This window comes from Acrocarpospora phusangensis (assembly GCF_016862995.1).
Classification (GTDB): Bacteria; Actinomycetota; Actinomycetes; order Streptosporangiales; family Streptosporangiaceae; genus Acrocarpospora; species Acrocarpospora phusangensis.
On record NZ_BOOA01000024.1, the window covers coordinates 17,607 to 32,095 of the forward strand.

Consider the following 14,489-nt stretch of genomic DNA (forward strand, 5'->3'; position numbering starts at 1 on the left):
TCTCGGCAAGGTCTGACTTATCGGAAAAAACGAGCTCTGGGACACCAGGTGGAACTGAATGGCACGCCTTCGGAGTAGTGCGGGGAAAAGCAGGGCTCCAAGGGGGATGGTCATGAAAGGTCCCGGCAGGCAGACGGACAGGGGGAAGGGCAGGCTCTTCCACCGGCACGAGTGGCGCGAGGTCGAGCGGATCGGCAACGTCGTCACCAGCCGGTGCCGGTGCGGGAAGAGCAAGACCCGGGTCATGTGAGCGCGAGCCGTGCCCGGCCGGGTCCACGCCGGCCGGGCCTCCGGCGTTCGTCAAGCGGCTCTCAAGCGGCCGAAGTCCGGTTGAAAGTGGTCCGCCGTACACATGAGTCACCACCTCATGTGAAGGGATCACTCCAATGCGTAGCACCTCCCGCGCCCTGCTCGGCCTCGCCGCGACCGCCGCCACCTTCACCGCGGCCTTCTCCGTGGCACTCACCGGCCCCGCCGCCGCGGCGGCGTGCGACCCCGCGCTGGTGGCCCCCCAGGGCAGCCTCATCGGCGGCATGTGGCGCTCCAACGGCGGCGAGAACAGCGTGTACGGCTGCCCCGCCACCAAGGAGTTCGGCTACGCCGACAAGGCCGGCTCCTGGCAGCGCTTCGCCAACGGCAAGATCGTCTGGTCGCCCGGCCTGGGCAACGGCACCCTGGTCCGCGTCTTCGCCAAGGGCAACACCATCGTCTTCAAGTGGAGCGGCCTCGGACGCGACTGGGACTTCTTCAACGTGCGGTGGAGCAAGGACGGCGGCAGCGCCACCCAGGTGCGGGTGGGCCGGCTGACCCCGTGGAGCGGCCAGTACCTGATGTCCCCGTACGTCAAGGACGGCATCGGCACCACGACCAACGGCCACGAGATCAACAAGTTCGCGTTCATCGTGCAGGGCTGCGACCGCGGCACCTTCGGCTCCGACTGCGGACCGTGGAGCATCCCCACCTCCATCAGCCTCGCCCACTGACCCTCACCCGAGATATCCGGAAAAGGACCCCCGATGTTCTCCCCGCGCGCCCTGCTCGCCGCCGCCGCGACGGCTACCGCCCTCGCCCTCCTCGTCCCCGCCCCCGCGCAGGCCGCCACCTGTGACCCCGCCCTGATCGCCCCGGAAGGCAGCCTCATCGGCGGCCTGTGGCGCTCCAACGGCGGCGAGACCAGCGTGTACGGCTGTCCGGTCACCCGGGAGTACAACTACGCCAGCGTCAAGGGCTCCTACCAGCGCTTCGCCAACGGCAAGATCGTCTGGTCGCCCAACCTCGGCGGCGGCGCCCTGCTGCGCGTCTTCCCGAAAGGCCGCAACGTCGTCTTCAAGTGGAGCGGACTCGGCCGGGACTGGGACTTCTTCAACGTGCGCTGGGTCGTGGACGCCCACCTGGGCAACGGCACCCAGCAGGTGAAGGTCGCCCGTACCACCCCGTGGAGCGGCTCGTTCGTCCTGCCGAAGAACGCGCCCCGCGAGTACGACAACACCTCCAGCCACGGCCGTACGACTGACGTGTGGCGGTTCCAGGTGCAGGGCTGCGACCGCGGCACCTTCAGCTCCGACTGCGGCCCCTGGAGCATCACCACCAGCTTCGAGGTCTGACCCCAGGGTTCCCGGCCAGGGTTTTCCCTAGGCCGACGACCGATCCGGATCCGCTCCCCCGCGCCTAACGTGGACGGCCACAGGCGCGGAGGTGACATATGAGCAGGCCGGACGGTCCCGGCGGGGAGGAACAGGAGATTCCCCGCGAGTACGGCGCGGGCACCGCGGAGACCGCCCACCGCGAGCACGTCCCCGCCGCCCCGAGCCTGATGGCCGACTCGATCATCTCCCGCCCCCTGATGGAGCGCATGGCCGAGGCGGAAGGCCGCCAGCTGGGCGTGGTGATCGAACTGCGCACCTCGCACCCGGGCGGCGTGCAGGGCGCCTACGACCAGGTCAACGCGCTGATCGAGGAGGTCGCCGGGCGGCAGGCCCGGCCCGTCGGCTCGTACCTGGCGGTGGCGCTGACCGCCGACGAGATCCGCGAGCTGGTCGACCGGGACATGGCCACCGGCCGGAACGCCGCGCAGCCCGGCCTGGCGCTGCCGGGCGCGCCCCGCTGGTCCATCCACCGGCTCTGGCCCAACTTCGAGGTCAGCGCGCTCACCCACCGCAGCGTCATCACCACCAAGTGCGCCGCCGCGCACCGCACCTTCGAGGCCTCCGGCGAGGACATCGTCTGGGCGGTGCTCGACTCGGGCATCGCCCCGCACCCCCACTTCGACCTGCACCGCAACCTGACCGAGCTGCCCGGCGTGCGGCACCGCAGCTTCGTGCCCGGCAAGACCCACGCCGAAGCCCTCCTCGACGAGTACGGCCACGGCACCCACGTGGCCGGCATCCTCGCCGGCGAGTCCGTGGGCGACCACACCAAGCCGCTCGTCGCCGCCGCCTGGTTCCAGGACGAGCGCAGCGCCGTGTCCGGGCAGCTGGACGTGCGGCGGCTGGAGGTGGAGTCGTTCCGCGGCATGGCGCCCCGCTGCCGCCTGCTGTCCTGCAAGGTACTCAGGGACGACGGCACCGGCGACGTCACCGCCGTGCTGCAGGCGCTGCAGTACATCAGCGACCTGAACGCGGGCGGGCGCGACCTCAAGGTGCACGGCGTCAACCTGTCGGTCGGCTACCCGTTCGACCCCAGCTGGTTCGGCGCCGGGCTCAGCCCCGTCTGTCGCGAGGTGGACCTGCTGGTGCGCAGCGGCGTCGTCGTCGTGGTCGCGGCCGGCAACACCGGCTACGGCTTCGCCCAGGACACCCGCAGCCGCGCCGTACGACTCGGGCTGGACATGACCATCAACGACCCCGGCAACTCCGACCTGGCCATCACGGTCGGCTCGACGTCCTGCCGCCCGCACGTGAGCGGGGTGTCGTACTTCTCCTCGAAGGGGCCGACCGGGGACGGGCGGCCCAAGCCCGACCTGGTCGCGCCGGGCGAGCGCATCGTCAGCGCGGGCGCGGGGGCGCTGCTGCGGCGGGCCACCGGCACGGTCCCCGACGCCATGTTCGTGGAGGATTCGGGCACGTCGATGGCCGCGCCGCACGTGTCCGGGGTCATCGCGGGCTTCCTGTCGGTGCACCGCGAGTTCATCGGCCGTCCCCGCGAGGTCAAGGAGACGCTGATGCGCTCGGCCATCGACCTGGGCCGGGACCGGTCGTTCCAGGGCGCGGGGCTGGTCGACGCCATGCGCGCCATCCAGCTGGTCTGAGGAGGGAGAGAGCGGTGCGATTCCCGTACGCGAAGGTGCAGTTCCGCTCCGGCGGAGAACCCCACGACCCGGCCGAGCGGCAGCGGGCGATCGACCTGGTCCGGGCGCCGGGCGTGACGGACGTCCTGGTGCTCTCGCACGGCTGGAACAACGACATGGCAGCGGCCGAGGATCTGTACGAGAAGCTGGCCGCGAGCCTGGACTCGGTGCCGCGCCCGGCGGGCATGCGGCTGGTCGTGATCGGGGTGCTGTGGCCCTCGGTGCGGTGGGCCGCGGACGGCATGCTCGCGGGCGGCGGCCTGGCCGTGGAGGGCGGCGCGGAACTGCTCCGGGCGGAGATCGCCGAGACGGTGACCGATCCGGAGCGTGCCGCGGCCCTCGACGCGCTGGTGTCCGATCTCGGCACCGCCGAGGCGCAGGAGCGTTTCCTGGAGCTGCTCCGTGAGGCGCTGCCCGCGTCCGCTCCGGAGGACGAGGAGCCGCCGCCGTCGCTGCTGACCGTGGGCGACGCGGCGACCGCCTTCGCGCTGGCCGCCGAGCCGCTACCGCTGGCACTCCTGCCGGAGGATCCCGGCGGCGCGGCCGGGCTGCCGTCGTTCGGGGACGTGTTCAACGCGGGGCGGCTGCTGCTGAACACGACGACGTACTTCACGATGAAGGAGCGGGCCGGGACGGTCGGGGGGACCGGGGTGGCCCGGCTGCTCAACGAGCTGGCCACCGTGGCGCCCGGGGTGCGGCGGCATCTGGCCGGGCACTCGTTCGGCGCCCGGCTGGTGATCGCGGCGGCGCAGCGGCACGCGCCGGTGCATTCGATCACGCTGCTGCAGGGGGCGTTCAGTCACTTCGCGCTGGCCACGGACTTTGAGGGGTCGAAGGACGGGCTCTTCCAGAATGTGCTGTCGCCTGGGCGGCTGGCGGGTCCGATGCTGATCACGCACAGCGCGCGGGATCTGGCGGTCGGGCTGGCGTACGCGATCATCTCCCGGCTGGCGCGGCAGAACGCGTCGGGAGTCGGGGGTCCGGACGATGCGTACGGGGGGATCGGGCGTAACGGGGCGTTGCGTACGCCGCAGGTGGCCGCGCCGCCGGACGAGCTGCTGGAGGTCGGCGGGACGTACGAGTTCAGGCCGGGGCGGGTCTACAACCTGCGGTCGGATCCCTTCGTCGTCAACCATGGAGCGGTGACCGGGCGTGAGGTGGCCCACGCGATGGTGCAGGCGATGACGGTCTGACGTTCCGTCATCCGTGGTGGGTGAAGGCGGCCCAGATCGCGAGTGCGGCCAGGTTCTCGGGCTGGTCGCGGACGTCGGGGGCGAGGGTGTCGAGGAGGGTGCGGTCGCCGTGCAGCATCCAGAGCTGGGCCAGGCGCAGAGCCTCCGCCGGATGACCGGTTTCGCCCAGGTAATGATGAAAAATCGTCATCATGACGCCGGTGCGCCAGTCGTCGTCGATCGTCCAGCGGGAGCCGACCACGTCCGCGGCTCCGGCGGCGATGAGGGCGGTCGAGAGCGTGAGCGCCTCGTCGTAGTCCTTGTCGGACAGGTCCGTCAGGCAGGCCGACAGCACGACCAGCGAGCCGGGGGCGGTGGCTTCGCGCAGGATGCGGCGGACGGGGAGTTCGCCGTCGGCCAGCAGGAGATGGGACAGGGCGGAGGACGCGCCGGACGCGCCGTGGCCGGCGTAGTGGAGCACGGGAGCGGTCTTCAGGGCGGCCAGGACGGCTGACGCGGTCGCTGGAACGACGGCCGGGGCAGGGCCCGCGGAGCCGGCGGCGCTCGCGGGATCCGCGCCGACGGCAGTCCCGCTGGGGGCAGTCCTCGCGGGGGCAGTGCTCGCGGGAGCAGCGTCCGTGGAAACAGCGCCCACGAGAGCAGTCCCGCTGGAGGGGGCGCTCGCAGAGCCAGAGTCCGTGGAATCTGCGCCCACGGGAGCAGTCCCGCTGAAGGGAGCGCTCGCGGGAGCAGCGTCCGTGGAAACAGCGCCCACGGGAGCAGTCCCGCTGAAGGGAGCGCTCGCGGGGGCAGTCCCGCTGGAGGTAGTGCTCGCGGGGACGGTGCCCTTGATTCCGCCTGGTTCGCGCCGCCAGCGGCCGAGGCGGAGCGCGTCCGGGTAGCTGGTCCGCCGGATGCGCTCACACTCCCAGCGGCCCCACGGCAAGGCGGCCCCCGCAGGATCAGCGACGATCACGACGGGCTCGCCGCCAGCCGTCTGCCCAGCTGACGCGCCGGGCGGATCGCGGGGCGCTTCCAGTCGATCGGCTGACACATCGACAACGCGGGCGAACTCGCCGGGCTGACCGCTGGACCTACCCGGCCGGCCGACGACCCCACCGGACCGATCGGCCGACTCTTCGAGCGGATGGGCAGCCCCGCCGGACGCCCTCGTCGCCTGGGCGGTCGTGCCGCGCCGGCGGGTGACCGTGCCGAGTTGGCGGGCGGAGGCGGCGTAGGAGATGAGGGCTTGTTCGCAGGCGTAGTGACCGTTCCAGTGGGCGGCGTGCCAGGGGACGGCGCCGGCCGGGCCCCAGGGGATGAGGACCAGCCTAGGTGGGTTGTGGTCGGTGTGGAGGCCGTGGAGTAGGGGGGCGATGACGTGGTCGCCTGCCCAGTTGGAGACGGTTTCCAGGGCTTGTTCCCAGGTCTGGCGGGCCTGAGTGGAGTCGCGGTCGGCTCGGAGGGCGCGTTCGGCGGTGGTGAAGGCGTGGATGGGGGTGCCTGGGCGGGTGTCCAGGCCGGGGATGGCGATCTGGGTGACTTCGCCGGTCTGGTGGATCAGGACGGCGCGGCCGGTGCCGTACTCGGAGAGGGGGAGGAGGTGGATGAGGGCGTCCCAGCCGCCGGTGCGCAGGCGGGCGGCCACCTCGGACGCGCCGGGGGCGGAGAGAAGGCGGTTCTCGCCGGGGGTGTCGCGTAGTGCGCGTAGGGCTTGGGCCCGGAGGGAGCTTGGGACGTCGACGCCGAGTGTGCCGGGGCCGGAGGCGAGGGCGGCGTCCCACTGGCCGGCCAGGTCCGCGGCGCCTGCCGCGCGGAGGAGTTCCGCAGTCTCCGTGACGAGGGTGGCGGCGTGCAGGACGAGTCCTCGCCCCAGTTCGAGTGCCTGTACGGCGGCTTCGTCGTCGCCGTCGGCCAGTGCCCAGGAGGCGACTTCGACGGCGATCACGGCTGCCTCGGTGGACATGGGCAGCGAGCGTTCTGCGCCGCTTTGCAGGAGGAGGTCGCCGAGCCGTACGCGGAGGGATTCCAGGCCGGCGGCCACCGAGCCGGGTTGGTCGCCGCATCGGCGGTCGGCGCGGCGGCGGCGGGAGCGGCCGAGGTTGATGAGGACGCGTCCGGCCCAGCGCGCGCCCGGTTCCGCTCTGGCGCGCGCGGCGGCTCGTTCCAGCAGTTCGACGGACTCGTCGCGGTCTCGGCGGCCGCCGTCCCAGCCCCGGTACATCAGCGCCATGCCGAGCAGGCCGTCCACCGGCAGGTGCGAGAGGAGGTGATTGTCCGGAAGTGTCATGGCCCGCCGGAGCAGGTCGATGCCCTCGTCCATGGCCTGTTCGTCGCCGGCCAGGCCGCGTCCCACGTGTACGACGCCGTGCTGGGCGGCGTCCAGCCGGTGGCCCGGCCGTCCGCCCTCCGCCGGGTGCGTCATCGGAGGCGGCTCCAGCAGGCGGGCCGAGGTCAGATCGCCGTCCAGGGCGTCGGCGAAGGCCTCGATCATCGTGATCAGCTTGGCGTGCGCCTCGGTCTGCACGGCCGGGCCAAGATCGCGGATCGCGTCCCTGGTGGCGTCGGGATCCTGCGTCAGGATGGCCCGGTGCACGCGGACGAGACCGCGCATGGCGGCCACCATCGAGCGGTACTCCTCGTCCTCGGCGCGTGGCGAGCGCTCCAGCAGATCGCAGCAGCGCTCCGCCCGGTCCAGGAACTCCAGCGCGTTGGTCGCCACGTATCGCTCGATGAACAACGGCATGGCGGCCACACAAAGCATCTCGACATGCTCGACGTCGAGATCTCCGACGGCAGCTTCACCGGAGGCGGCTTGATCGGATGCGGCAGAGCCCGAGGCGGCTTCACCCGAGCCGGTCAACGCAGAGACAGCATCGTGCGAGACAGCTGGGCCGGAGGCAGCTTCACCGGAAGCGGCTTGATCGGACGCGGCAGAGCCCGAGGCGGCTTCACCCGAGCCGGTCAACGCAGAGACAACATCGTGCGAGACAGCTGGGCCGGAAGCGGCTTCGCTGGAGGCGGTTGAACCGGAGGCGGTTGAACCGGAGGCGTAGGCGGACGGGGTGGTGGTGGCTTTGTCGATGAGGGCGGCTAGGTGGTGGGCGGCGGTGGTGAGGTGGGAGCGGTTGTTTTCGGTGTAGGCGCGGGCCGCCTCGAGTGTGGCGAGGGTGAGGGGGTCCTGGCCGGGGCCGAGGGCGGCGATCAGGCGGGGGAAGTCGGCGGGGACCTTGTCCTGGAGGTTGCCGCTGACCATCGAGAACAGGGCCAGGACCATGGGCTCGCGGGTCGGATGTGGGGTTTCGAGGAGTTCGGTGAGGAGGCCGAGGGCTTCGCCGAGAGTCTGGCCGGCGGTGGCGGACTGGCGTACGGCGGCGAGGGCGCGGGCCAGGGGCAGCGCGACGAGCGGGCGGCCGGGATGCGGGACGGGTAGTTGTTCCAGGGCTCGGCGTAAAACCTGCGGACCGGGTTCGGTGGTGCGGGCGGCGGCGTCGAGCACCGCGCGCACGGCGGCGAGGCGGTGCCCGTCTTCCGGGTCCATCGGCCGGGCGCTTTCGGTGACGTCGGCCGCGTCCGCCGCTGCCCCGGTGAGCAGGCTCATCGTGGCGTACGTGAGCTGCGTCTCGATGTCCTCCGGCGCGAGGACGGCCGCCCGGCGCAGGTGCGAGATGCCACGTTCGACGGCGTCGGGGAGGGTCTTCCCCGGGGCCGCACCCATCAGCGCGGCGACGGCGAACTCGGTGCTGGTGCCGTCCAGCAGGAGTTCGGCGGAGAAGCGATGCGTCCTGGCGAGCAGGGACACCAGCTCGTCGTGCCGCCCGCCGGTCATGGTCAGGCAGTCCTCCAGGTCGCGTACCACGAAGGTCACGGCACCGAAGTCCGCCTCGGCGGCGGCGCGGGCCAGGAGCAGACGCGCCCGGTGGAGGATCAGCTCGATGCGGTCGGGATCACGCGGGGACATGCGGTCGATCAGCTCGTTGACGCGGGGCAGATCGTCTGTCATGGCCCGTCCGATCGACTTGAGCTGACTCCAGGTTCATGCCAGGTTCATTCTGAACGCTACTCACCGATTATGTGGCGGAGAATATGGGCGAGACTCCATCATCTGATGCCGTTCCCTACGACACCCCCGCGCAGCCTGGCCTCATGAGACTCCTCCTGCGGCTCATCGCCATCCCGGGCCTGACCCTCGCCCTCGCGCTCACCGCCTGCTCGTCCGACTCCGGCAGCTCCAGCTCCGGCTCGGACACCGTCGCCACCGACACGAACACCGACACGAGCGACACGACGAACACCGACACCGGCTCGGACACGTCCGACACCTCGGATTCGTCCGACACCACTGACACCGAAGACACCACGGACACTGAAGACACGACGGACACCGAAGACAGCTCAGACGTTACGGATAGCGACGACTCGGATGTCTCGTTCCCCCTGTACGTCGGCGCGACCGGCCTCCAGTCGTTCACGCAGACCGCCGGCCAGCCCCAGTGGCAGGCCGCCCAGCAGAACCGCGCCGCCAACGGCAGCTTCCGCTTCGACGAGGATGGCACGTTCCACTACGAGACCGTGGACGTCAGGACCGACCTGATGCCGGTGACCGGCTCGTACCAGATGGATGGCGGGATCATCTCGTTCTCGGGGTCGTCGTCGTACCAGACCGAGGTGGCCAGCGGCTCCCTGGAGGTGACCGGCACGTACGACATCGACGGCGGCACCATCGCCATGTCGTACATCACCTCCAGCGGCATGGCCGCCAACGTCAACGACACCCAGTTCGCCACCTCCGGTCTCGCCTCCTGGGAGGCGACCCTGGACGTCGCCGTCCGCTGACCGCCATGGAACGCTCCCGGATCGATGTGTCGAACAAGTGCGATTTCTCAAACCTCCCGACATAAGCCGCCACTGCCGAATCCCGGGAACCGCCATTCCCGCGCTCCAGGGAATAACCTGATCTCGTGACTGAGCGAAGCTCCAGTGAGATCCACGGGGATCTGCGCGCCTCGGACGCGGACCGCGAGGCGGTGTCGGAACGACTACGAGTGGCCGCCGGCGAGGGCCGGATCACGCTGGACGAGCTCGACGAACGGCTGGAGGCCGTGTACGCCGCCAGGACGTACGCCGAGCTCGACGCCCTTATCCTGGATCTCCCGCGGGGCCGTCCGCTGCTCCCCGACGCCGAGGCGCTGGTGCTGGAGACCCGGTCGGGGACGATCAGGCAGGTGGGCCGCTGGGTCGTACCCGAGCGGATCACGGCGAAGGTGACGATGGGCACGATCACCATCGACTTCACCGAGGCCGTGTGCCATCACCGTGAGGTGCGGCTGGAGGGCACCTGCGGCTCCGGAAAGATCATCCTCATCGTGCCGCGCGGCTGGGTCGCCGTCGTCGACGGCATGGTCACCGGCATGGGCCACGTGATCAACAAGGCGAGCGGCGCCACCGACACGGACGTGCTGACGACGCTGCGGCTGAGCGGCAAGGTCGGCATGGGCCGCATCCAGGTCAAGTACCCGGGGCGCTGACAGCTCCGCCGAACAGGGCAGACCCGGAACTGGCCGAGGCCCATCTCCGCCGACGACATCCTGTCCGTGGACGCCGCCGGGATGACGCCCTCGCTGCCGGCCTTGACCCCTCGGCCCGAATGTCACATTTCTCCGCCACGAATCGTCCTAGCAGGAAAACAACCGGCTGGACGATCTGGAGATACGACAATGACCTCCCCCATTCTGGTCACCGGCGGCACGGGCACCCTCGGGCGTCAGCTCGTACCACGCCTGAGAGCGGCGGGCAGCGAGGTGCGCGTGCTCAGCCGCCGCGCCCACGCGCCCGAGGACGGCGTCGAGTACGTGACCGGCGACCTGATCACCGGCGCGGGGATCGACGACGCCGTGGCCGGAGCCGAGACCATCGTGCACTGCGCGGGCAGCGGCAAGGACGACGAGAAGGAGACCCGCACCCTGGTCCGCGCGGCGTCCCGGGCGGGCGCCCGCCACCTGGTGTTCATCTCCGTCGTCGGCGCCGACCGCGTCCCCGTCGTCGGCCGGGCGGACCGCACCATGTTCGGCTACTTCGCCGCCAAACGCGCCGCCGAGGACGTGATCGCCACCTCCGGCGTCCCGTGGACGACTCTGCGCGCCAGCCAGTTCCACGACCTGCTCTTCACGGCGGCCCGGCAGCTGGCGAAACTGCCGATCGTCCCCGCGCCGGCCGGCTTCCGCTTCCAGCCGGTCGAGACCGCCGAGGTGGCCGCCCGCCTGGCCGAACTCACCCTCGCGGAACCCGCCGGCCTCGTCCCCGACATGGCCGGCCCCCGCGTGTACGCCACGACGGACCTCATCCGCGGCTACCTCCGCGCCACGCACCGCCGCCGCCCGATCATCCCGATCAGGCTCCCCGGCCAGGCCGCCCGCGCCTTCCGCGAGGGCGCCAACCTGGCCCCCGCGTACGCGACCGGCAAACGAACCTGGGAGGACTTCCTGGCCGAGCACGCTGGGGAAAACGGAAACCAGAGGTGATGATAGAACCAATGTGACGATTGAGGGCGTTTACCAGGAAGGCGGGGGCTATGCGGACAAGTCCGCTTGGGGGTACGGGCTTGTCGGTGACACCCCTGTGTGCCGGAACGAGCATGCTGGCGCGCGCGGAGCAGCCCGTCGCGACGATGCTGGAGGTGTTCGACGGGGACATCACCTTCGTCGACACCTCGAACGAGTACCCGGACAGCGAGCTTCGCATCGGCGAGGCGCTCCGGGCCAGGGGCGGGCTGCCGGAGGGATTCGTCCTGGCCACCAAGGTCGACCCTGACCCGGTGAGCGGGGACTTCTCCGGCGACCGGGTACGCGCGTCGGCGGAGGAGAGCCTGACCAGGCTGGGCCTGGACCGCCTGCCGCTGCTCTACTTCCACGACCCGGAGCGCATCGGCTTCGAGGAGGGCATGGCCCCCGGCGGCGCGGTGGAAGCGCTGGTCGCGCTCCGCGAGGAAGGCGTCGTGGACCATGTCGGCGTGGCCGGCGGACCGGTCGGGCTGCTGCGCCGCTACGTCGCCACCGGGGCGTTCGAGGCCGTGATCACCCACAACCGGTACACGCTGGTGGACCGTTCGGCGGAGCCGCTGCTGGCCGAAGCGGCGGAGCGGGGCATCGCCGTCGTGAACGGCGCGCCGTACGGCGGCGGCATGCTGGTCAAAGGCCCCGACGCGCACCCCGACTACGGCTACCGCCCCGCCGGCGAGGAGACCCGTAACCGCGTACGCGCCATGCGGCGGATATGCGAGGAGCACGGGGTTCCGCTCGCGGCGGCGGCCCTGCAGTTCTCGCTGCGGGAACCCCGGATCGCGTCCACGATCGTCGGCATCACCGCGCCCGGACGCGTCGCGCAGACCCTGGAACTGGCCGGATGGCCGATCCCCGACGAGATGTGGGACCAGCTCGAACCGCTCGCGGCGCCACGTGAGGACTGGCTCAACTAGCAGGAGGGAAGCATCATGCGCGCACGGTTCGGGATAGTCGGCACCGGGTGGCGTTCGGAGTTCTTCGTACGACTGGCCAGGCAGCTGCCCGAACGCCTGTCCGTGTCGGGCGTCGTGACCCGGTCGGCCGAGCGCGCCGCCGAGGTCGAGGCCACGTGGGGAGTCCCGGCGTTCCGCTCGATCGGGGACCTGCTCGCGGCGGAGCGCCCGGAGTTCGTCATCCCGTCGGTCCCCTGGCCGGTCACCCCCGAGGTCACCAGGGAACTGGTCGGATACGGCGTCCCCGTACTGGCCGAGACGCCACCGGCCGCCGACCTGGAGGGGCTGCGCGATCTGTGGGACGCGGTCGGCGCCAGCGGCCTGGTGCAGGTGGCCGAGCAGTACCTGCACATGCCGGGCCACGCGGCGCGGCTGGCGCTGGCCCGCGAAGGCGTCATCGGCCAGGTGACGTCCGTGCAGGTGTCGTCCACGCATCTCTACCACGCCGTGTCGATGATCAGGCACCTGCTCGGGGCCGGCTTCCAGGAGGCCGTGGTCACCGCCCGGTCCTTCACCGCGCCGCTGGTGGACCCGCTGTCCAAGGACGGCTGGACGGGCGACGCCACGCCGAAGCCGGCCGCCACCACGATCGCCACCCTGGAGTTCGAGGCGGGCGTGGGGCTGTACGACTTCACCGACAACCAGTGGTGGAACCCGCTGCGCGGACGGCGGATCGTCGTCCGCGGGTCGAACGGGGAGATGGTGGACGACCGTGTCGTGCGCATGGCCGACCCGCGCACGCCGGTGGAGTCGCACCTCATCCGGCGGCAGACCGGGATCGACCTGAACCTGGAGGGCTTCGACCTGGACCACATCAGCTTCGACGGCCGGGTGGTCTACCGCAACGAGTACCAGGGCGCGCGGTTCTCCGAGGACGACCTGGCCGTGGTCAGCCTGCTGTGCCAGATGACGGCCTGGTGCCGGGGCGAGGCCGCGGCACCCTATCCCCTGGCCGACGGCTGCCAGGACCACTTGATCAGCCTGGCCATCGGTGCGGCGCTGCGCTCCGGGACCACCGTCGCCACGGGCCGGGAAGCCTGGGCCGGGTAGGACGCAACACGACCGAAAGTACTCCGAAATTTTCGGGATAACTTAACGCTCCCTAACCGACCGCAAGACACTTTCATCGGCCATCGTCAGGCTTGGTCATACAGGCGAGGGCTCCTACCTGGCGGAACACCTCCGCGAAAAGCGCTTAACGAGATCAAATTACCGAAATGTTTCCCAGTGTTACCGAAAGTTGTTGACAGTCTCACGGAGCCAGCACATACTTTCGCCAACCTGGTCCGCCGATAGTCGGCCGCACGGCGCCCACCCGCCACGTCGTGCGAAAACCGATGCCCGGCGGGCGTCACCCTGTGTCACCGATTGCTCCCGTCGGGTCGTATCGCGCTGCCCGGCCGCCCTCGGCCGGCTTTCACGGTGAGGAAGCACGTACATGAACGACTCCCCCGCCCCTCCCACGCGTCGCGGACGCACCAGGCTGTTCATGGGCATCGCCTGGACGTCCGCACTGATCCTGGTCACCTTGATGCCCGGTGTCGCCCACGCGGCCGTGACCACGAACCAGACCGGCACGAACAACGGCTACTTCTACTCGTTCTGGACCGACAGCCAGGGCACGGTCTCCATGGAACTGGGGTCCGGCGGCAACTACAGCACCCAGTGGAGCAACACCGGCAACTTCGTCGCCGGCAAGGGCTGGAGCACCGGCGGCCGCAGGAGTGTCAGCTACTCGGGCAGCTTCAACCCCTCGGGCAACGCGTACCTGACCCTGTACGGATGGACGCGCAACCCCCTGATCGAGTACTACATCGTCGACAACTGGGGCACCTACCGGCCCACCGGGACGTTCCGGGGCACGGTCACCAGTGACGGCGGCACGTACGACATCTACCAGACGACCCGCACCAACGCCCCCTCCATCGAGGGCACCCGGACCTTCCAGCAGTACTGGAGCGTCCGGCAGTCGAAGAAGACCGGCGGAACCATCACATCCGGCAACCACTTCGACGCCTGGGCCAGCAGGGGCATGAACCTGGGCAGCCACGACTACATGATCCTCGCCACCGAGGGCTACCAGAGCAGCGGCAACTCCAACATCACCATCGGCGGCACCGGTGGCGGTGGCGGAGGCGGCGGTGGTGGCGGAGGCGGTGGTGGCGGCGGCGGTGGCGGCGGCGGTAGCTGCACCGCGACGCGCTCCGCGGGCCAGCAGTGGAGCGACCGCTACAACCTCAACGTCTCGGTCTCCGGCGCCAGCACCTGGACCGTGACCGTGAACGTGCCGTCGCCCGCCAGGGTCCTGTCCACCTGGAACGTCAACGCCAGCTACCCCAGCCAGCAGCAGCTGGTCGCCCGCTCCAACGGCAGCGGCAACAACTGGGGCATGACCATCCAGCACAACGGCAACTGGACCTGGCCGTCGGTCTCCTGCACCGCAGGCTGACCCGGATACCGGGGACACCACACCTGTGGCGCGGCGGCCCGTGTCCGCCGCGCCACACCGTTGCCCGGA

The 14,489-nt window shown here is 70.7% G+C and carries 12 protein-coding genes; 11 read left to right on the plus strand and 1 reads right to left on the minus strand.

The features are described 5' to 3' along the window. Nucleotides 1–112 precede the first annotated feature (112 nt). The 5 genes from Aph01nite_RS16280 to Aph01nite_RS16300 all read left to right on the plus strand — a co-directional run bounded on the left by Aph01nite_RS16280 (nucleotide 113) and on the right by Aph01nite_RS16300 (nucleotide 4,479). Nucleotides 113–250, plus strand: coding sequence for a hypothetical protein (locus Aph01nite_RS16280; protein ID WP_204041727.1), 138 nt, complete (start codon nucleotides 113–115; stop codon nucleotides 248–250). A gap of 136 nt (nucleotides 251–386) precedes the next feature. Next, a complete protein-coding gene (locus Aph01nite_RS16285) occupies nucleotides 387–983 on the plus strand; it encodes an LGFP repeat-containing protein (protein ID WP_204041728.1) in 597 nt (198 codons plus the stop codon). Nucleotides 984–1,016: 33 nt separating this feature from the next. Next, nucleotides 1,017–1,604: an LGFP repeat-containing protein gene (locus tag Aph01nite_RS16290; RefSeq protein WP_204041729.1), complete on the plus strand. Its 588-nt coding sequence runs from the start codon at nucleotides 1,017–1,019 to the stop codon at nucleotides 1,602–1,604. Between the two features lie 98 nt (nucleotides 1,605–1,702). Continuing rightward, on the plus strand, nucleotides 1,703–3,247 hold the full coding sequence (locus Aph01nite_RS16295; protein ID WP_204041730.1) for a S8 family peptidase: 1,545 nt from the start codon (nucleotides 1,703–1,705) through the stop codon (nucleotides 3,245–3,247). A 14-nt stretch (nucleotides 3,248–3,261) separates the two neighbouring features. Continuing rightward, a complete protein-coding gene (locus tag Aph01nite_RS16300; protein WP_204041731.1) occupies nucleotides 3,262–4,479 on the plus strand; it encodes an alpha/beta fold hydrolase in 1,218 nt (405 codons plus the stop codon). A 7-nt stretch (nucleotides 4,480–4,486) separates the two neighbouring features. Here Aph01nite_RS16300 and Aph01nite_RS16305 read toward each other — a convergent pair whose 3' ends face one another. Then, the gene (locus Aph01nite_RS16305; RefSeq protein WP_204041732.1) at nucleotides 4,487–8,461 is read right to left on the minus strand and encodes a CHAT domain-containing protein; all 3,975 of its coding nucleotides are present in this window, start codon (nucleotides 8,459–8,461) and stop codon (nucleotides 4,487–4,489) included. Nucleotides 8,462–8,604: 143 nt separating this feature from the next. Here Aph01nite_RS16305 and Aph01nite_RS16310 point away from each other — a divergent pair, with 143 nt between their 5' ends. The 6 genes from Aph01nite_RS16310 to xynA all read left to right on the plus strand — a co-directional run bounded on the left by Aph01nite_RS16310 (nucleotide 8,605) and on the right by xynA (nucleotide 14,420). Further along, nucleotides 8,605–9,294: a hypothetical protein gene (locus tag Aph01nite_RS16310; protein WP_204041733.1), complete on the plus strand. Its 690-nt coding sequence runs from the start codon at nucleotides 8,605–8,607 to the stop codon at nucleotides 9,292–9,294. 125 nt (nucleotides 9,295–9,419) lie between these two features. Then, complete coding sequence (locus Aph01nite_RS16315; protein ID WP_204041734.1) at nucleotides 9,420–9,986, plus strand: DUF1707 SHOCT-like domain-containing protein; 567 nt, start codon at nucleotides 9,420–9,422, stop codon at nucleotides 9,984–9,986. A gap of 189 nt (nucleotides 9,987–10,175) precedes the next feature. Beyond that, entirely contained in the window at nucleotides 10,176–10,979 is an 804-nt protein-coding gene (locus Aph01nite_RS16320) for an SDR family oxidoreductase (RefSeq protein WP_204041735.1), read from the plus strand. Between the two features lie 50 nt (nucleotides 10,980–11,029). Continuing rightward, nucleotides 11,030–11,932: an aldo/keto reductase gene (locus Aph01nite_RS16325; RefSeq protein ID WP_275419242.1), complete on the plus strand. Its 903-nt coding sequence runs from the start codon at nucleotides 11,030–11,032 to the stop codon at nucleotides 11,930–11,932. Nucleotides 11,933–11,947: 15 nt separating this feature from the next. Beyond that, entirely contained in the window at nucleotides 11,948–13,021 is a 1,074-nt protein-coding gene (locus Aph01nite_RS16330; protein ID WP_204041737.1) for a Gfo/Idh/MocA family protein, read from the plus strand. Nucleotides 13,022–13,409: 388 nt separating this feature from the next. Beyond that, nucleotides 13,410–14,420 (plus strand): endo-1,4-beta-xylanase XynA, encoded by a 1,011-nt coding sequence (gene xynA, locus Aph01nite_RS16335; protein ID WP_204041738.1) that lies wholly within the window; start codon nucleotides 13,410–13,412, stop codon nucleotides 14,418–14,420. Nucleotides 14,421–14,489 lie beyond the last annotated feature (69 nt).